Source organism: Haloarcula sp. Atlit-47R, from assembly GCF_003665985.1.
Lineage (GTDB): Archaea > Halobacteriota > Halobacteria > Halobacteriales > Haloarculaceae > Haloarcula > Haloarcula taiwanensis.
The window spans coordinates 1394582-1412817 of the sequence record NZ_QPLQ01000001.1 but is presented as its reverse complement, the minus strand read 5'-3'; the positions used below and the strand labels follow the sequence as shown (position 1 = coordinate 1412817).

The following is an 18236-nucleotide window of genomic DNA, read 5'->3' as shown; positions in this document are numbered from 1 at the left end:
TATGGAATACGCGACACTCGGAAACTCCGGCGTCGAGGTCTCGGAAGTCGGGTTCGGTGCCTGGGTCGTCGGGACGGACTGGTGGGGCGACCGCACCCGCGAGGACGCCGTCGAGATGGTCCAGCACGCGCTCGAAGAGGACGTGACCTTCTTCGACACCGGCGACGTGTACGGCCACGGCGACAGCGAGGAGATAATCGGCGAAGCGCTGGCGGAACACCGCGACGAGGTGACGGTCTCGACGAAAATCGGCTACGACTTCTACAACAACCCACAGGCAGGCCACGGCGAACTCCCGAAGAAGATTACGCCCGAGTGGGTCCACACCGCCGTCGACCGCTCGCTCGACCGCCTCGGCATGGACCACGTCGAACTCCTGATGCTTCACAACGCCAACGTCGACGAGGTCGACGAGGACGTACTGGAAGCGCTAGACGAACTCCGCGAGGAAGGCAAAGTCGAGGCCATCGGCTGGGCGCTTGGCCCCTCCATCGGCTGGCTCGCTGAGGGCGACGCCGCGGTCGCAAACGAGTTCGACGCGCTCCAGACCGTCTTCAACCTCTTCGAGCAGACTCCCGGCCAGCACTTCATCGACACTATCCGCGAGCAGAACGCCGATACGTCGGTACTCGCTCGTGTCCCGCACTCCTCGGGCCTGCTGAACGAGCAGGTGACCCCCGAGACGGAACTCGGCAAGGGCGACCACCGCTCGCACCGACCCAGCGAGTGGTACGAGACCGGCTGGGAGAAAGTCGAGGAAATCCGCTTCCTAGAGCGGGACGGCGAGCGGACAATGGGACAGGCCGCCATCCAGTGGCTCCTGTACAACGACGAGGTGGCGTCGGTCACCCCAACGTTCCGGACAAACGCCGACATCGACGAGTGGGCCGGTGCGCCTGACACGCCGCCGCTCAGCGACGAGGAGTACGACCGCGTGCAGGACCTGTACCGGGACAACTTCGGCATCGACCGCGACGACGGGATGGACGCTCTACGCTCGTCGGTCGGCGGTGCGGACCTCGAAGACACCGGCATGAAATCTGCCGGGGACTGACGGCGAGGCGGTGGAGCGCCGACGCACGGGCAGACGTGCGACTGATTTGACGCTGCGCACCTGATTTCCACATCGTCCGACCACCGAGGAGCGGGCACTGAAATCTCCAGTCGACGGTGTACCCTCTGCAAACATCGACGACCGGACAGCCGTCTGCTGATTCCCGGCTACGACCCCCCTGTTTCAACAGGAGATGTATCGCCGTCCTGCGGTTAGGGTGTTGAAGTTTCACATTCACCACGGTGCGTCTGACAGCCGCAAGACGCCAGACGGGAGTCGGTTCGAGATGAAACGAAGGGGTTCGAGTCGCGGGACCAGTCCACATACTAGTCCGGGAAAAAGCTGTCGGAGGTGTCAAAGGCCGCTGGAGAAAACGCTCTGCAGTCGATCGAGTCGGCGAGCCGTGACTGCCGGATCTGGACTACTCGTTCAGCAGGCCGTCCTCTTCGACGCGCATGACACCCTCGCCGTCCGGGAGGTTCGGCGCGTCGACGAGCTTGACGATGCGCTTGTTCCCCTTGGACTTGCGGAGGTACATCCGGAACGTGGAAGTGTGGCCGAGGATGTTGCCACCGATGGGCTGGGTCGGATCGCCGAAAAAGGAGTCCGGGTTCGAGGCGACCTGGTTCGTGACGACGACAGCAGTGTTGTTGAGGTCACCGACGCGCATCAGGTCGTGGAGGTGCTTGTTGAGCTTCTGCTGCCGGTCGGCGAGTTCGCCACGCCCGACGTACTCGGCGCGGAAGTGAGCAGTCAGCGAGTCGACGGCGAGCAGGCGGACGGGGAACTCCTCGTCCTGACTCTCGCTGGCGATTTCCTGTGCCTTCTCGGCGAGAAGGATCTGGTGGTTGGAGTTGAACGCCTTCGCGACGTGAATCTTCTCCAGCACGGAAGAGACGAGGGCGTCGAGCTGGTCGTCGTCGGTGGGGTCAGCGTCGTCTGCTTCCTCAACGACGCCGTGGAGGACCAGCGTGTCGGCCAGAACCTCGTCATCGAGGCCCTTGACCATCTGTTCGATACGCTCGGGGCGGAACGTGTCCTCGGAGTCGACGAAAATGGCGCTTCCCTCCAGCCCGCCGTGTTCGGCGGGGAGCTGGACGTTGACGGCGAGCTGGTGCGTTACCTGAGACTTACCGGCCCCGAACTCGCCGTACACCTCGGTGATGGACTGGGTCTCGACGCCGCCGCCGAGCAGGTCGTCGACCTCGTCGACGCCCCAGGAGAGCTTCCCGATCTGTTCGCGGCGTTCGAGTACCGTCGATCCAGTCTCGAAACCACCGATATCGGCCGCTTCACGAGCTGCCTGGATGATATCGGCTGCCGACGATTCGCCGATGTCGGCCGTGTTCGACAGTTCGCCGGGAGAGGCAACCGCAATTCCCTGGTAGGAGTCGTAGCCGTTGTCTTCGAGTTTCTCTGCTGTCGCCGGACCGACACCCGGCAGCTCTTCGAGGTCCTCACTTGCGGACATAGACGTGGCTTGTGCGTCCGTGGGTATAAAGCCTCGTTAACACCAGAGTGAAAGTGAAAGTGTAGGACGGCAGCGGGATAATACGGAATGGAATCGGGAGTTTTAGATGTGAAAGGGAAAGAGCGAGCCGACTTACTCCCAGGGGTGGTAGCCGGGACGGTCGGGCCACAGTGGATACCAATACTCCTTGTCGCCCTCGACAGTGATCTCGTCGCTGAGGTTGCTGTCCAGTTTGAACTCCGCGGACGTGTTGCGCTCGTGGCTGTTGTGAGGGTCCGGAGCAAACGGGTAGTACGCGCCCCGGCGGAAGGAGTACACCCAGTAGACGGTCTGGTCGTCACGCGTGTGTTCGAACGCGAACAGCGCCGCGAGCAGGCGCGACCCGTAGCGCCGCTCGACGAGCGTGTCCGCTGCGAAGTGGATCGACGTGAGCAAATCCTCGAAGTCGTTGTCGTGGAGCACAACCCACTGGTAGCCGTGGTCGTCGGTCTCAAACGTCGCCCGCGTGCCCGTCTCGACCATTCCGGCGTCGAGGATGGATTCGACCTCGTCGACGGCGTCCTGAAAGTCCGTGCTATCCACGTCGGCGAAACACAGCGCTGCCTCGCCGGTCGACTCGTACCCCAAGTCGGCTTCCATCGTGATGTAGGCGGTACTCATCCCGAACAGGTCGTCCGGGTCGGCGTCCCGCGTCGCGTCGGCCTCGGCTTTCACCCCGAGGACGCTCTTGAGTCCGTCGAGCAGTCCCATATGCGAGCCCCTACGGGCCGGAGACCAAGGTGGTTTGCGTCTCGACCAGTCGGTGTCTGTGTTCGGTGACGCGTATTCGAACAGCCAGACAGCCAGCGGAAATTACCGACTTTCGAGTTCGCGTTCGAGGTCCTGCAGGCGGTCGATGCGTTTCTCCGTCGAGGGATGAGTGCTGGCCAGACGGCCGATCCACCCGACGTCAATCGGGATGATGAAAAACGCGTTCATTTCGGCCTGATCGCGCATATCCTCCTTTGGCACCTTGTCCATCCGACCATCGATTTTCATCAGTGCGTTCGCAAGGGCGGCAGGCTTGCCGGTAATCATCGCGCCGCCGCGGTCAGCGGCGTACTCGCGGTAGCGGCTGAGCGTCCGGATCAAGAGGAAGGAAACGACCCAGACGACCAGCGAGATGAGTATGGCGACAATAACCGGGACCTGCTGGCCGCCGCGTTCGCGGCCGCCGCTGAACAGCCAGCCCCATCGGACGATGAGGAAGGCAATCGTCGAGAGGAACGAGGCGATGGTCATCACCATCACGTCGCGGTTCTTGATGTGGGCCAGTTCGTGCGCGATGACGCCCTCCAGTTCGTCCTGGTCCAGCGTATTCATGATGCCCGTCGTCACGCAGACGGCCGAGCTACTCTTCGACCGGCCGGTGGCGAAGGCGTTGGGCACCCGAGAGTCGGCGACGGCGACCTTCGGCTTCGGGAGGTCGGCCTGCTGGGCCAGGCGGTCGACGGTCCGGTGGAGTTCCGGATACTCCTCCGGTTCGACCGTCCGGGCTCCCATCGAATACAGGGCGAGCTTGTCGCTGAAGAAGAACTGCGCGCCGAGGAACAGTCCCATGACGACCACGATAAGGGCGAGATTGCTGAAATACAGCGTGAGCGCTCCAAGGAAGACGATGTACAGCGCGAACAGCAGGAACATCGTCAGAGCCATCCGGCCACGGAGCCCCCAGTCTGTTTGCCACTCCATACCCACTGATAGACGGTCGACACTCTAAAACCTCGCTATCGTGGGAAAGCGCCACACGGCACGGGCCAGTGGACCGTCAACGGGGCAGCTGTCCACACACATTTACTCTCCGGGCAACAATCGGATACATGACCGACACAGTCGCCGTCACTGGCGGGCGCGGGCGCTCCGGGCGCTGGATCTGCGACCACCTCGCCGGCGAGTACCACGTCGTCTGCGTGGACCTAGACCACCCCGGCTGGGAGATTCCGACGCGAGAGCGCATAGATTTCAAAGCTGTCGACGTGACCGAGGGGGTGGAAGTTCGGGACCTCTTCAGCGAGGTCGATCCGGACGCCGTCGTCCACTGGGCTGCGTTGCCAGCGCCGGAGCGGCACGCGGGCACGCGGGTGTTCGACACTAACGTCTCGGCGACGTACAACGTCATCGACGCCGCAGGTCGCGCCGGCGCAGATGTCGTCTGGGCGTCCTCCGAAAGCGCCTACGGGCTGGCCTTCGCCGACGAGACGCCGCTGCCGGCGTATCTCCCGATAGATGAATCACATCCGACCGCGCCGGAGGACCCGTACGGCACGTCGAAGGTCGCCGGCGAAGAGATCGCAAAGATGGTCGTCCGGCGCGACGACGTGGACGTGGCCTCGATACGGCCGTCGTGGATTCAGTACCCCGGCGAGTACAACTGCCGGGACGTGGCCGCAGGCGACCTCGCCGACGGTGCGGGTAACTGCTGGTCCTACGTCGATGTCCGTGACGTAGCGACGGCCGTCGCGGCGGCGCTCGATGCCGACATCGGCGGGCACGAAGCGTTCAACGTCGCCGCCGCCGAGAACTACGTCGGACGGCCAACGGCCGACCTCGTGGAGGAGCAGTGGGGCGAACTTCCCGCGGAGTGCAAGCTCGACGGCGACCAGTCGGCGCTCTCGACCGCGAAAGCACAGGGGCTGTTGGACTGGGTGCCCGAACACGAATGGCGTGAGGCCGCCGACGCCGACGTTACCGCGCCGACACTCACGGGTGAGTAGGCGAGGGCGGTATCGGGCCTGCCAGCGGCGTCATCTCGATGGCGGAACACACGGCTTAAACGGTTCAGTACAGTAGGACCGGTAATGAGCCGGTCGGGAGAGTTCTGTCCACGCTGCGGTGACGAGATACCGGAGGGCACCGACGAGCGCCCGGAGCTTTCGGGTGCCGGCGGCCAGCGCAACTCCGAGCACGTCCTCTGTGACGCCTGCTACTTCGAGGAGTTCGACCTGGTGGACGCCCCTGACACCATTCAGGTGCGGGTCTGTTCCCGGTGTGGCGCAGTCCACAAGGGGAACCGCTGGGTCGACATCGGCGCGGAGGACTACACCGACATCGCCGTCGAACAGGTCAGCGAGGCCCTGGGAATTCACGTCGACGCCCAGTCGGTCGCCTGGCAGGTCGCTCCCGAGCAACTCGACAAGAACAACATCCGAATGCACGCCGAGTTCTCCGGCGTCATCCGCGGGACGCCGGTCACTGAGGAGGTCACCGTCCCCGTCCGTATCTCCCGGCAGACGTGCAAGCGCTGCGGGAAAATCGCCGGCGGCTCCTTCGCCAGCATCGTTCAGGTGCGGGCCAACGGGCGCGACCCGACCGACGAGGAGCGGGAGCGGGCCGAAGAGATAGCTCAGGAGTACATCGCCGCCCGCGAGGAGACCGGCGACCGCAACGCCTTCATCACCGAGACCAAGTCCGTCGACGACGGGCTGGACATGAAGATATCGACGAACCAGATGGGGCTTGGCATCGCCAAGCGCATCACCGCCCAGCTCGGCGGCTCCTACTCCGACTCGCGGCGTCTCATCTCCGAGGACGAGGACGGCCAAGAGCTGTATCGGATGACCTACGCCGTCCGCCTGCCCCGCTACCGACAGGGCGAAATTATCGACCCGGAGGACGGCGACGGGCCGGTGCTGGTCCGGTCGGTCCAGGGGAACCTCAAGGGGGTCCGGCTGGCGACCGGCGAGGACTACGAGGCGAGTTTCGAAGAGGGTGAGACACCAGACGCTCAGCGGCTGGGGTTCCGCGATGATGCCCAGACGACCACGCTCGTCGCTGTCGAGGACGAGCGGGCCGTGCAGGTCCTCGACCCCGAAACCTTCGAGAGCAAGACCGTCCCGCGACCGGATTACCTCGACACCGACGCCGACGAAGTGCCGGTGCTGAAAAGCCACGCCGGGTTGCACGTCCTCCCGGCCGAGACGGACGCCGATGAGTGACGACGCGGGAGGGCATGGCGACCAGCGGCTCGCCGCCGTCGTCGCCAAACCACGCTCGCAGGCCGCTATCAAGTCCCTGCAGGCCGAGGGCGTCTACGACGACACCAGAAGCATCACCGAGTGGACCGCCGACAGCGTTGCCGTTCCGGTGACGGCACCGCCACAGGAGACGCAGTTCCGGGAGGTCGTCCGCCAGGTCGGCGAACGCCGCCTCCGAACGCTCGATGACCACCTTCGGGAGCGCGGCTGGACCGACGCAGAAATCGCCGCCGCACCCGGTTCCTGGGCCGTACTGGGCTCCGTCGTGCTGGTCGACATCGGCGACAGTCCCCGGCCGTCCGAGGTCGGCGAGGCGCTACTGGCGCTCCACGGCGAGGCAGAGACGGTGCTGGCCCGCCACGGCATCTCCGGCGAGCACCGCGAACCCAGCGTCGAGGTCATCGCCGGTGACGGTGATACCGAGACGATCCACACCGAACACGGGACCCGGTACGCGATGGACCTTGCCGAAGTGATGTTCTCACCCGGCAACAAGGCCGAGCGGGCACGGATGGGCGATGTCGTTGCGGCAGATGAGCGCGTGCTGGATATGTTCGCCGGCATCGGCTACTTCACCCTCCCGATGGCCCGCGCCGGCGCGAACGTCACCGCCGTCGAGCGCAATCCCACAGCGTTTCGCTTTCTGGTCGAGAACGTCATGCTAAACGACGTAGACGAGCGGGTTCACCCGTATCGGGCTGATTGTCGGGAGGTCATTCCGGGCTTCGCCGAGGAGGGGCGCGCCGACCGCGTGGTGATGGGCTACTACGAAGCACACGAGTACCTCGGCAGCGCGCTCGATGCGCTCGCGCCCGGCGGCGTCCTCCACATGCACGAGGCGACGCCGGACGCGCTCGTGTTCGACCGCCCAATAGAGCGCCTGGAGGCAGCCGCCGCCGAGGCCGACCGGGCGGTCGAGGTACTGGACACCCGGCGCGTCAAGGAGTACAGCGAGGGCGTCGCCCACGTCGTTGTCGACGCTCGGGTAGAGTAGGTCGTCCGTAACGGGGCGCGTCGAACGGGCGGTCGTAACGCCTAATTGCGCCAGCGGTCAAGGAGAGGTATGGATAGACAGCAGATTATCGCCATCATTCTGGTCGGCCTGATGGTCGGGTCGTCAGTGGTTTACGGATTAGCCTTCGCCTTCTTTTAGTCCCACACGTCCGAAAGCGGGTGATTTTCGTCCCCAGACCGAGACCGTGAGCGATTGTGCCGGCGTTTCGTGCCCGAACTGACCGCCGACAGCGCCCGGTCCGGCGCGAACCGCGGCAGGTCGGGCCGGGAGAGCCGGTCGACCTGTGCACGGAACCAGTCGGGCATGTCGTGTTCGGCGCGGTCAAACAGGTCCAGTAGCGACGAGTCCGCGAGGTAGGTCGCGCCGTAGTCGTCGGGCGCGCGGACGACGCGGCCACAGGCCTGGATGACCGTCCGCAGCGCGGTCCGGTAGTACCAGCCCCATTGGTCGTCTTCGAGCCGTCGGGCGACGCGGGAGTCCCGCGTGTTCGGGTACGGGGCCTTGCACAGCACCTGCCAGCGACAGAGGTCCCCCTCCAAGTCCAGGGCCTCCTCCATCTTCACCGAGAGGAATACGTCGGGGTTGTCGCTTCGCTTCCAGGCCGCGAGCGCCCCGTCCCGACCATCCTTGTCGTGGGTGCGGACGCGCGCGCCGACGCCGAAATCGTCTAAGAGTTCGTTCAGTTGCTCCTGGATAGCGTAGGAGTGGCAGTGGACCAGCCCCTTCTCGTCCGTGTGCTGAGCCATGATACGAACGATGGTCCGGGCGATGTCCGGTAGCGTGTCGTCGCGGTACTCGTATGTCATTTTCCCCTGTGTCACATCGTACAGCGGCCGGTTCTCGACGGGGAAGGTGTGGCCGACCTCCACGAGCGCGACGTTCTCGGGGTCGAGACCGACGTTGGCGCAGAACGCCTCCTTGTTGAGGATGGTCGCCGACAGCAAGGCGAAGCGATTGCCACGCTCCCAGACGGTATGTTTGAGGTACCGCTCTGGGTTCATCGGCTTGATAGTCACCGGACCGTTCTCGCCGTCGGCCTGATCGACGACCCACGTCGTCGCGCTCTCGGCGTCCGTGTAGTCCTCGCGGAACCACCCGAGGTCCTGCCGGAGCGTGTTCAGCGAGTCGCGCTCGGCCACCTCCTCGCCGGTGAGTTCCGCCTTCTTTCGTAGTTCCTTCACGCGGCGCTCGGCGAGGTGTTCGACGCGCTCCGTGAACGCGACAGCCTCGTCCAGCCCGTCAATTTCGGGCACGTCGATATCGTTCCACATCGGGATGGTCCCCGGCGAGAGGTCGATAGTGGCGTACATCTCCGCCCACTCGCCGAGGCCGTGAGCTTCGTCGATGACAACCACGTCGCGTTTCCCGAACACGTCGCTACCGGCAGTCTGCATGAAATAGGCGAGCGTCATCGCGGCGATTCGGCGGTTTGAGGCGATAGCGCGGTCCGAAAAGTACGGACAGCGGTGTTTGACCTGGCAGTCGAACTTCCGTTCGCGCACGCATGGAGCCTGGTTCACCGGCGTGTCCGTCTCGCCGGGGAGGATACAGTCGTAGTTGTTCTTCCCGCGGATGACACAGAGGTCCTCCAGCAGGGCATCTTCGGCCACATCGTCCAGTTGCGAGACCTGTGGTGTGGTGTAGTAGGCGTCGATGACCTGCTCGGCGGCAGCTTCGCCAGCGGTCCGGGCACACCCGGCGATAGCCCGGGCGAGGAGCGATTTCCCGCTGCCGGTCGGCGCGCGGACGAGCACAACGTCCTTGCCGCGCTCGAAGGCCGCGCGGATATCAGCCAGAGCCTGTTTCTGGTTGCCCCGGTACGACGGGGCCGGGAACTCGTCGGTGATCCGCGCGGGGTACACGCGAGAAGGGAACGGACGAGGCGGCCTAAACCTTTCCTGTCGCCGAGTGTGCGTCAGCAGTTACCCGAGATGAGAGCGTGGGTCGTGTTCACAGGCACACGGTCGTGGTACTGGTACTCTCGGAACTCTTATACATATACCCCCTGTACGTATATTTGCAATGGCAAACGGTAAGGTTGATTTCTTCAACGACACAGGCGGTTACGGTTTCATCTCGACTGAGGACGCGGACGATGACGTTTTCTTCCACATGGAAGACGTTGGCGGCCCTGACCTCGAAGAAGGCGAGGAGATCGAATTTGACATCGAACAGGCCGACAAGGGCCCCCGCGCGACGAACGTCGTCCGCAACTAAGGCAGATTTTCGGTCGCCTTCGGGCGACCACATCTGACACTTGTTCTTATCGAACTACTCGAAAAGCGACAGCGCCGGTTCGCAGTAATCCAGACAAGAACTAACGATCAGTCGTCAGTCTGTGCAGAGAGAGCGGCCACATCTGCCGCAGTCACTTCTTGATCGTCCGGTAGCCGGTCGATGCAGTCATAACAGAGGAAATGCTCTGTGTCATCGGCGAGTTCGAGGACGATGCCCTCGGTCGGTCTGGACTCCTGCGACCAGATGTTGGCGATGCCGCCAGCTATCGAAACGTTCGTATCGCACCCATCGCAGGCTCTGGAGGCCACTGTCCGGTTTTTATGTACTGTATACACTTTAAGGTAGCTGGCTCCTTCGGACAGTTCAGTGTGGTTAACTCTCGACATACTTTTGTCGTCCGATGGACAGCATCCGGATAATGCAAATACTGGTCACAGGCGGTGCCGGGTTCATCGGTGGTCATCTAGCAGAGCGGTTCGCCGCCGACAGCCACGACGTGGTCGTACTTGACAACCGCGACCCGTTTTACGATCTGGATATCAAGCAGCATAACGTCGAAGCGGGGCGGGAAGCCGCCCGGAACAGCGGCGGAAGCTACGAGTTCATCGAGGGCGACGTGCGTGACGCGGAGCTGGTGAGGGACCTCGTCGCCGACGCCGACTACGTCTACCATCAGGCCGCACAGGCCGGCGTCCGCCCGAGCGTGCAGAACCCCCGAAAGTACGACGAGGTCAACGTCGACGGCACGCTGAACCTCCTCGACGCCTGCCGCGACGAAGGCATCGAACGGTTCGTGATGGCCTCTTCTTCCTCCGTCTACGGGAAGCCGCAGTACCTGCCCTACGACGAGGAGCATCCGACGACACCGGTCTCGCCCTACGGCGCGTCGAAGCTCGCCGCCGAGCGCTACGCCTGTGCCTACAGCGAAGTGTACGACCTCCCCACCGTTGCCCTCCGCTATTTCACCGTCTACGGCCCGCGGATGCGCCCGAACATGGCAATCTCGAACTTCGTCTCGCGGTGTCACAACGGCGAACCGCCGGTCATCTACGGTGACGGCACGCAAACGCGTGATTTCACCTATATCGAGGATGTCATCGACGCGAACATGACGCTGCTACACGAAGACGCCGCCGACGGTAAGGCCGTGAACATCGGGTCGACGGACAACATCGAGATCAAGACGCTCGCGACGGAGATCCGCGACCAGATCGACCCGGACCTCGAGCTAGTCTATGAAGAACGCCACGACGCCGACGCCGAACACACCCACGCCGCGACCGACCGTGCCGAGGAACTGCTGGGCTACGACCCGGACCACACCATCCGGGAGGGCGTCGAGAAGTTCATCGACTGGTATCGGGACAACCGCGACTGGTACGAGCCGCTCGTTCGGCAGTCCTGAATCGAAGGCAGTCTGACACAACGGCAACCGAACAGGCCACGGTTTTAACCTCGTCCCGTCCTGCAGGAAGGGTATGCATGTGCTCGTGACCGGTGCAACGGGGTTTGTCGGGAGCCATCTCGTCCCGGCGCTCCTCGCGGCCGGTCACAGCGTCCGCGCGCTCGTTCGCGACCCGAGCGAGTACACTCCACCAGACGGCGTTGACGTGGTGACAGGTGACCTGCTCAACGCAGGCAGTTTCGATGCCGGCCTCGACGGCGTCGATGTCGCGTACTATTTGATCCATTCGATGCGTGCCGGGAGCGACTACGCCGAGCGAGACCGACGGGCGGCACGGAACTTCCGTCGGGCAGCCGACGAAGCCGGCGTCAACCGCGTCGTCTACCTCGGCGGCCTCGGAGAGGACGACGAGACGCTGTCGAAACACCTCCGGTCGCGCCGGGAGGTCGAGTTCATTCTCCGGGACGGCGAATACGACCTGACGACGTTCCGGGCGGCCATCATCATCGGCGCGGGTTCGGCGAGCTTCCGGATGATACGCGAGCTAACGACGCGACTGCCCGTGATGCTGACACCGCGCTGGGTACGGACGGACTGCCACCCCATCGCTATCGATGACGTCGTCTCGTACCTGGTCGACGTGCTCGACAAGCCGGAAACGGCGGGTGAAACCTACGAAATCGGCGGGCCGGAGGTGCTGACATACGCTGAGATTCTGGAACAGACGGGCCGACTCATGGGGACCGGTGCGCCGACAATCGTTCCGATACCGGTGTTGACGCCGAAACTATCAGCGTACTGGGTCGCCCTCATGACCGACGTGCCATCGAGCGTCGCCCGCCCGCTCATCCACGGGCTGAAAACGCCGGTGGTAGCAGACACCGAGGCTGCACAGGCACAGTTCGCCGTGGACCCGACATCGTTCGCGGATGCGGTCAGGCTAGCCCTCAGCGAGTCGCGGAGTCGAGACGCGGCACGGGCGGCCGCGGCCACGGGTGGTGCTGGCAGATGAGCGGCGACAGCGCCCGCCCCGAGTACGGCGAAACGTGGGTGTATGAGAGCATCATCGGCGCGCTGCCGGGGATTCGCCTCCCGACGTGGGCAGCGATGGCGATTCAGCTCCTCGTCTTCGAGGTTGCCATCATCGCCCTGTCGTGGTACTACGAGGTCTGGAGCGCCGCAATCGCTGGAACGGTCGTCGTGTTCGTCGCCACCATCGGAAGCGCAGAAATGCTCCGGATCAGCACGCTCATCCGGCGTATCGACGTGCCACCGACCTACCGTGCGCTGCTGTTCGCCTCGAACGTCGAAGTCGTGTTGTCCGTCCTTGCGTACATCGCATTGCTCACCCATCTGTTCGTGTTCGACCCGCAGGTCAGTTCGATGCCGCTGCTGAACCGGCTGTTCGGGTCGGAGCCGCCGGTACTGGTCGTGTATCTGACGCTGCTCATCCTCTGGGATGTGAGTTACCGCATCGGGACCGGGTGGTGGGCCAGCGTCACAGGCCTGTGGCGGTCGGCTCGCTACCGGTTCGACCCCGAGACAGCGCGGGTGTTCATGCGGGCCGACTTAGAGATTTGGGGCTTTGGCGTTCTCCAGCTCGTGCTCGTGCCATTCGTGCTTGATCAGCCGGTGCTGCTCGCGGCGCTGGTCGGCCACGTGCTAGCCGTCACAGCCGTGACGGCCGTCTCTGTCGGACTATTGCGCTATCGGTCGAGAACGGCCGCAGTCAGTCGGAGTTGATCTGCTTGAACTGGTCGAGCAACTCTTCTGTCGACTCGTCACCGTCGTAATCGACGCTCCCGTGGTATGTACTGCGGTCGTCGTCTTCCGACAGGTCGACCTCGCTGTTCTTGCGTTCACGGCGTTCGTGTTCGTCGTCGTCGTACGCTCCCATCGACATAGGTTACCACAGTGAAACTTGGCTGCTAGTGACTATCAATGTAACGGTGGTGCCAGAAACCGTCCCACACGGGCGGTAGAGGTATCAAGCAGTCCGAGCGGCGGCGTTTCGGCAGGGCGGAACGCCCAAGACCACTGACCGTCTACACGACCGTGTGGCTGGTCCCTTACGTCTGCGACAGTCGAACGAGCGATGGAGCGAAAATCGGGTCCGGAACGACCTGCTGACACCGCTGCAGAACACTTTCGGTGCGGCGATGAACGGCCCGTGGTTCGCCCCGCCGGAAGGGTGGGCCGCGCGCCGACTGGAGATGGACAACGGTGATCTGGCGCTGTTTTGCTGGAACGGTCAGCGCGCCTACTGGGTCGGAAACACGGAGACGCCGGAGACGCTGTGGCGGACAGAGAAATACACGTTCGACGAGGTCCCCGACGCCATCAGCGAGTGGGTCCAGCGTGAACTGTTCGCACAGCTAGAGGTGGAAGACCCGTGGCTCACCGAGTACGAGGCGCTGGCGCACTTCTTCCTCCCTGTGTTTCTGTCGAAGGACGGCCGCGAGTCGACACGGACGTTCTTCCGAGACCACGCCGGCGGCTTCCCGGACGCCGACCGGGCGGACGGGCTGGCATTCTACGATGACTTCCTCGCGACCGGCGAACTCGACGACTACCGCTACACGATGGCGAGCAAACTCGGGACCAGCGAGGGCTTTGACCTCTCGCGGATGCGGGCGACGATGGGCGAGTTCAACGTCGCCAAGCTGCTCGTCGACGCGGGCAACGACATCAGACCCGAGGTCGAACTGGACTCGGGCCACTCCGTCGACTTCCGAGTCGAGGACACGCTCGTCGAGGTCACCCGGCCGCGGCCGCCGTCCCGGCGACAGGTCGACACGGCCGTCGCCGCGGTGAAAGCCTCCGGCGACGCGAAGACCCGCGACCAGTTGGCGGCCCACCCGGGGGCCGTCCTCGTCGTCGACTGCAGTTCCTTCCCGGACGACGACTGGCGGCGGGTGTACGGCGAACAGCCCGACGTGGGCTACTCGCCGACCGTCGTGTTCCGCGCCCGGCCCGAGAGTGGCATGGAAGGGTATGCCTACGGCTCGGTTCCGTTCCCGCTGCCGTTTTGACCGCGGTATCTTCCCCAAAATTCGGGGCGTAACATATAACGCGCCGGACCAGCAAGGCTGAGAGAGATAGCCGTGGTAGACGACACAGAGCAACCGAAGACCAGCGGTTCGGGACAGTCCGTCTCTGAGGTGATGGACCGGCTCGAGTCGCTCCGGTCTGAGGAGGCGGAGCGCGCCGAGAGCGCTACCGCCGGCGTCCTGCTGGACCAGCTGAAAGAGGTCGAACAGCGCCTGCTGGCCTTCGGCGAGGCGCTGGGCGGCACGGCCGAGACCGTGACGGACCTCCCGTTCACCGAGGAGGCCGGGCTGGACCACATGCCCGAGCCGCTCTACGTTCGTCACGACACCGAAATGCTGAATCAGGTCACGTCGTGGCTCCTCCAGGACCAGCACATCGGGCTGGTGAGTCCCTATGGGACCGGGAAGACGGCGTTCCGCGAAATCGTCCTACGGGACCTCTCGAAACACGAGGGGTTTGTCATCACGCATCTGGACAATCCGCGCGAGACGACGCCCCGGAAACTGTACCAGACGGTGCTGACCGCCGCCTACGCGGCGGGGTACTCCATCGACCAGCGCAACTACTCGCAGGTCCGGGACGGGATTCCGTGGGCGACCGCGGAGGCGAAAGACGCCGTCCACGAAATCGTCCGTCGCGTGCGCGAGGACGACAGGACACTGTTGCTGGTCGTCGACGAAATCGAGGTGCTGGAGGCGGACCTGCTGTCGCCGCTGCAGGTGGCCGGCGACGCCGGCGTTCGGCTGTTCCTCACCGGGACACCGGAAGGGAAGCGCCGCGTTGCCGAGATTCGCGGGACGCTGGACTCCCGGCTGCGGTACTACGAGGGCATCGACCCGTTCTCGCCGGACGATGTGGCCGAGTACACCGCCCGCTCGCTGGCGTACTTCCGGGACGAGCCCTACGAGGGCCAGGCCCCGGACCTGTTCACTCGGGCCGCAATCGAGGATATCCACGAGCGGACGGAGGGCAACCCCCGGGAAGTCCGCATCGAGTGCCGGGAACTGTTCACCAGGGCGGCGTTCGTCTGGTACCGGACCGGACAGGACATCTCCCGCATCCAGATTACGCCCGAGTTGCGCCACCGGCGGTTCGGAATGGGTCGCTGAGCGCCCCTGCGTCGGTATATAAACCACCCACGTTAGGTAGTATCACACCGTCGAGTGTGGCATGCAGTGGGGCGATATACCGGCCGTGACCAAAGCTTTTATATAGAATCACATTCAATCATCGTTTGACTATGGCTCAACAGCAGATGGGCAACCAGCCCATGATTGTACTTTCCGAGGAGTCCCAGCGGACATCCGGAAAGGACGCGCAGTCGATGAACATCACGGCCGGGACGGCCGTCGCCGAGGCCGTTCGGACGACACTGGGTCCGAAGGGCATGGACAAGATGCTCGTCGACAACTCGGGCTCGGTCGTCGTCACGAACGACGGCGTCACCATCCTCGACGAGATGGACATCGAGCACCCCGCCGCCAACATGATCGTCGAGGTCGCCCAGACCCAGGAAGACGAAGTGGGCGACGGCACCACGACGGCGGTCGTCATGGCCGGCGAACTCCTCTCGAAGGCCGAGGAACTCCTCGACCAGGACATCCACGCCAGCATCCTGGCCCAGGGGTACCGCCAGGCCGCCGAGAAAGCCAAGGAGATTCTCGAAGACAACGCCATCGACGTCGACGCCGACGACACGGAGACCCTCGAAAAGGTCGCCGCGACCGCGATGACCGGCAAGGGCGCCGAATCCTCCAAGGACGTCCTCGCCGAACTCGTCGTCCGCGCCGCACAGTCCGTCGTCGACGACGACGGCAGCGTCGACACCGACAACATCCAGATCGAAACCGTCGTCGGCGGCGCAACCGACGAGTCCGAACTCGTCGAAGGCGTCATCGTCGACAAGGAGCGCGTCCACGACAACATGCCGTTCGCCGTCGAGGACGCCGACGTTGCCCTGCTCGACACGGCCATCGAGGTTCCGGAAACGGAGCTCGACACCGAGGTCAACGTCACCGACCCCGACCAGCTCCAGCAGTTCCTCGACCAGGAAGAGGAACAGCTCAAGGAGATGGTAGACAAGCTCGCCGAGGCCGGTGCTGACGTCGTCTTCTGCCAGAAGGGCATCGACGACATGGCCCAGCACTACCTCGCTCAGGAAGGTATTCTGGCCGTCCGCCGCGCCAAGAAGTCCGACATCGAAGCGCTCTCGCGCTCGACCGGCGCGCGCATCATCTCGAACATCGACGACATCGAAGCCGACGACCTCGGCTTCGCCGGCTCCGTCGCCCAGAAGGACATCGCCGGCGACGAGCGCATCTTCGTCGAGGACGTCGAAGACGCCCGCGCCGTCACGATGATTCTCCGCGGCGGCACCGAACACGTCGTCGACGAAGTCGAGCGCGCCATCGAGGACTCGCTCGGCGTCGTCGCCGCCACGCTGGAGGACGGCAAGGTCCTGCCCGGCGGCGGTGCCCCCGAGACCCAGCTCGCGCTCGGCCTGCGTGACTACGCCGACTCCGTCGGTGGGCGCGAACAGCTCGCCGTCGAAGCGTTCGCCGACGCCATCGACGTCATCCCGCGCACCCTCGCGGAGAACGCCGGTCTCGACCCGATCGACTCGCTGGTCGACCTCCGCAGCAAGCACGACGGCGGCGCGGTCACGTCCGGCCTCGACGCCTACACCGGTGAGGTCGTCGACATGGAAGAGGACGGCGTCGTCGAGCCCCTCCGTGTCAAGACCCAGGCCGTCGAAAGCGCAACGGAAGCAGCCGTCATGATCCTCCGCATCGACGACGTCATCGCCGCTGGCGACCTCAAGGGTGGCCAGGGCGACGACGACGAGGACGAAGGCGGACCCGGCGGCCCCGGCGGCGCGCCCGGCGGCATGGGCGGCGGCATGGGCGGCATGGGCGGCGGCATGGGCGGCATGATGTAAGCGAGGTTTCGAAGAAACCTCGGCACGCCGAGCGGGGAACAGAGCGGGACCGAAGGTCCCGCAGGCAGTCGGGCGGCATCGCCGCCCGACGACGAAGTGACCCGCGAGGCAAGCCACATTGGCGAAAAAGGCGGAATCGCCGCACTGCGGCGATTCCGAGAACCGCGGCCTTCGGCCGCGGATGCCTGCCTCGCCCGTCGACCCCGCGAAGAATCGTTGCGGTTCTACATTTTCTGTCTTCAGTCTGAGTGAGCCACGGCGCTGTTTCGATTCTGCAAGAGTGTCGGGCAGTACGCACTTCGCAAGCAGACGCCACGGTCAAACCGACGCGTCCCCTTGAGCCGGTATGGACCTGACACGGACCGAACGGCGGTTGCTGTGGACCGGAACGGCGCTGGCGGGCGTGGTTCATCTACTCGTTCCGGGGCTGTTGTTGTCGTCGGCACGGCTGGGCTATCGCCGGGTGCTGGCGGTGGAGTTCACGCCACAAGAGAGGTCCCGTCGGCGGGTCAGGCTGCTCGGCGTCGCGTTTCTCGCAATCGCGGCGGCTCTCAAGCGGCTGTTGGAGTGAAAGCTACTGCACGGCCGACTCGACGTACTCGACGGCTTCGGCGGGCGTGTCGACGTGTTCGATTGCGTCGCCGCCGTCGAGGCGGTGGGTTCCGAGCCCGGCGACCGGTCGACCCATATCAAGCGCGTGGCCGAGTTCCGAGAGCGTCCCGGGGCCGCCGTCGACGGCGACGACTGCCGCGCCGTTCATCACGACGAGGACGTTGCGGGCGTTTCCGAGTCCCGTGGCGATGGCCGTCTCGACGTAGTCGTTTGCGGCGGCCCGGCGCTCACTGGGCAGGATGCCGATAGTGTGGCCGCCGGCCTCGCTCGCGCCGCGACAGGCTGCCTCCATTACACCGGTGAGGCCGCCACAGACGATGTCGTGGCCGTGCTCACCGAGTTGTCGTCCGACCTCGCGTGCCTGCTGATACTGTTCGTCGGTAACTGTCGAGCCGCCGATGACCGAGACGCGCATGGCTACTCGTGCAGCGCGAAACAG

19 protein-coding genes are annotated in these 18236 nt (G+C 64.5%); 12 read left to right on the top strand and 7 right to left on the bottom strand.

The window, feature by feature from the left end; translation table 11 throughout:
* Nucleotide 1: 1 nt before the first annotated feature.
* Nucleotides 2-1054: an aldo/keto reductase gene (locus DVK00_RS07380; RefSeq protein ID WP_101348968.1), complete on the top strand. Its 1053-nt coding sequence runs from the start codon at nt 2-4 to the stop codon at nt 1052-1054.
* 421 nt (nt 1055-1475) lie between these two features.
* On the opposite strand, the gene radA is transcribed toward DVK00_RS07380, so the two are convergent.
* The 3 genes from radA to htpX all read right to left on the bottom strand — a co-directional run bounded on the left by radA (nt 1476) and on the right by htpX (nt 4256).
* Nucleotides 1476-2525, bottom strand: a complete 1050-nt coding sequence (radA, locus tag DVK00_RS07375; protein ID WP_101348967.1) for a DNA repair and recombination protein RadA — start codon at nt 2523-2525, stop codon at nt 1476-1478.
* A gap of 132 nt (nt 2526-2657) precedes the next feature.
* Nucleotides 2658-3275 (bottom strand): hypothetical protein, encoded by a 618-nt coding sequence (locus tag DVK00_RS07370; RefSeq protein ID WP_101348966.1) that lies wholly within the window; start codon nt 3273-3275, stop codon nt 2658-2660.
* Nucleotides 3276-3377: 102 nt separating this feature from the next.
* On the bottom strand, nt 3378-4256 hold the full coding sequence (htpX, locus tag DVK00_RS07365; protein WP_101348965.1) for a zinc metalloprotease HtpX: 879 nt from the start codon (nt 4254-4256) through the stop codon (nt 3378-3380).
* A gap of 128 nt (nt 4257-4384) precedes the next feature.
* Between htpX and DVK00_RS07360 the strand changes: the two genes are divergently transcribed.
* The 3 genes from DVK00_RS07360 to DVK00_RS07350 all read left to right on the top strand — a co-directional run bounded on the left by DVK00_RS07360 (nt 4385) and on the right by DVK00_RS07350 (nt 7532).
* On the top strand, nt 4385-5278 hold the full coding sequence (locus DVK00_RS07360) for an NAD(P)-dependent oxidoreductase (RefSeq protein ID WP_101348964.1): 894 nt from the start codon (nt 4385-4387) through the stop codon (nt 5276-5278).
* An 84-nt stretch (nt 5279-5362) separates the two neighbouring features.
* Nucleotides 5363-6499: a 60S ribosomal export protein NMD3 gene (locus DVK00_RS07355; protein ID WP_121577500.1), complete on the top strand. Its 1137-nt coding sequence runs from the start codon at nt 5363-5365 to the stop codon at nt 6497-6499.
* Nucleotides 6492-7532 carry a class I SAM-dependent methyltransferase family protein gene (locus DVK00_RS07350; RefSeq protein ID WP_101348962.1) on the top strand — a complete coding sequence of 347 codons (1041 nt, stop codon included), beginning with the start codon at nt 6492-6494 and terminating at the stop codon, nt 7530-7532. Before DVK00_RS07355 ends, DVK00_RS07350 begins: the two co-directional genes overlap by 8 nt.
* Before the next feature lie 155 nt (nt 7533-7687).
* Here the strand turns inward: DVK00_RS07350 and DVK00_RS07345 are convergent, their stop codons facing one another.
* Nucleotides 7688-9415: an ATP-dependent DNA helicase gene (locus tag DVK00_RS07345; protein WP_121577499.1), complete on the bottom strand. Its 1728-nt coding sequence runs from the start codon at nt 9413-9415 to the stop codon at nt 7688-7690.
* A 160-nt stretch (nt 9416-9575) separates the two neighbouring features.
* On the opposite strand from DVK00_RS07345, the gene DVK00_RS07340 reads away from it, so the two are divergent.
* Nucleotides 9576-9770 (top strand): cold-shock protein, encoded by a 195-nt coding sequence (locus tag DVK00_RS07340; protein WP_004516469.1) that lies wholly within the window; start codon nt 9576-9578, stop codon nt 9768-9770.
* Nucleotides 9771-9877: 107 nt separating this feature from the next.
* Here the strand turns inward: DVK00_RS07340 and DVK00_RS07335 are convergent, their stop codons facing one another.
* Nucleotides 9878-10099, bottom strand: coding sequence for a hypothetical protein (locus DVK00_RS07335; RefSeq protein ID WP_101348960.1), 222 nt, complete (start codon nt 10097-10099; stop codon nt 9878-9880).
* Between the two features lie 110 nt (nt 10100-10209).
* Here DVK00_RS07335 and DVK00_RS07330 point away from each other — a divergent pair, with 110 nt between their 5' ends.
* From DVK00_RS07330 to DVK00_RS07320, 3 genes are all read left to right on the top strand, one after another.
* Nucleotides 10210-11196, top strand: coding sequence for an SDR family oxidoreductase (locus DVK00_RS07330; RefSeq protein ID WP_101351381.1), 987 nt, complete (start codon nt 10210-10212; stop codon nt 11194-11196).
* Between the two features lie 73 nt (nt 11197-11269).
* Complete coding sequence (locus DVK00_RS07325; protein ID WP_121536073.1) at nt 11270-12208, top strand: NAD(P)H-binding protein; 939 nt, start codon at nt 11270-11272, stop codon at nt 12206-12208.
* A complete protein-coding gene (locus DVK00_RS07320) occupies nt 12205-12939 on the top strand; it encodes a hypothetical protein (protein ID WP_121512054.1) in 735 nt (244 codons plus the stop codon). Before DVK00_RS07325 ends, DVK00_RS07320 begins: the two co-directional genes overlap by 4 nt.
* Here DVK00_RS07320 and DVK00_RS21635 read toward each other — a convergent pair.
* The gene (locus DVK00_RS21635) at nt 12926-13099 is read right to left on the bottom strand and encodes a DUF5786 family protein (RefSeq protein ID WP_004516474.1); all 174 of its coding nucleotides are present in this window, start codon (nt 13097-13099) and stop codon (nt 12926-12928) included. The two genes, DVK00_RS07320 and DVK00_RS21635, sit on opposite strands and share 14 nt — an antisense overlap.
* Before the next feature lie 154 nt (nt 13100-13253).
* On the opposite strand from DVK00_RS21635, the gene DVK00_RS07315 reads away from it, so the two are divergent.
* The 4 genes from DVK00_RS07315 (at nt 13254) to DVK00_RS07300 (ending at nt 17756) form a co-directional block, all read left to right on the top strand.
* Nucleotides 13254-14228, top strand: coding sequence for a DUF5784 family protein (locus DVK00_RS07315; protein ID WP_101348957.1), 975 nt, complete (start codon nt 13254-13256; stop codon nt 14226-14228).
* Between the two features lie 132 nt (nt 14229-14360).
* Entirely contained in the window at nt 14361-15356 is a 996-nt protein-coding gene (locus tag DVK00_RS07310) for an ATP-binding protein (protein WP_101351380.1), read from the top strand.
* A 146-nt stretch (nt 15357-15502) separates the two neighbouring features.
* Nucleotides 15503-17185 carry a thermosome subunit alpha gene (gene thsA / locus DVK00_RS07305; protein WP_004516477.1) on the top strand — a complete coding sequence of 561 codons (1683 nt, stop codon included), beginning with the start codon at nt 15503-15505 and terminating at the stop codon, nt 17183-17185.
* Nucleotides 17186-17531: 346 nt separating this feature from the next.
* A complete protein-coding gene (locus tag DVK00_RS07300; protein ID WP_121536070.1) occupies nt 17532-17756 on the top strand; it encodes a hypothetical protein in 225 nt (74 codons plus the stop codon).
* Between the two features lie 3 nt (nt 17757-17759).
* Here DVK00_RS07300 and DVK00_RS07295 read toward each other — a convergent pair whose 3' ends face one another.
* Entirely contained in the window at nt 17760-18212 is a 453-nt protein-coding gene (locus tag DVK00_RS07295) for a TIGR00725 family protein (protein ID WP_121536067.1), read from the bottom strand.
* Between the last annotated feature and the right edge of the window lie 24 nt (nt 18213-18236).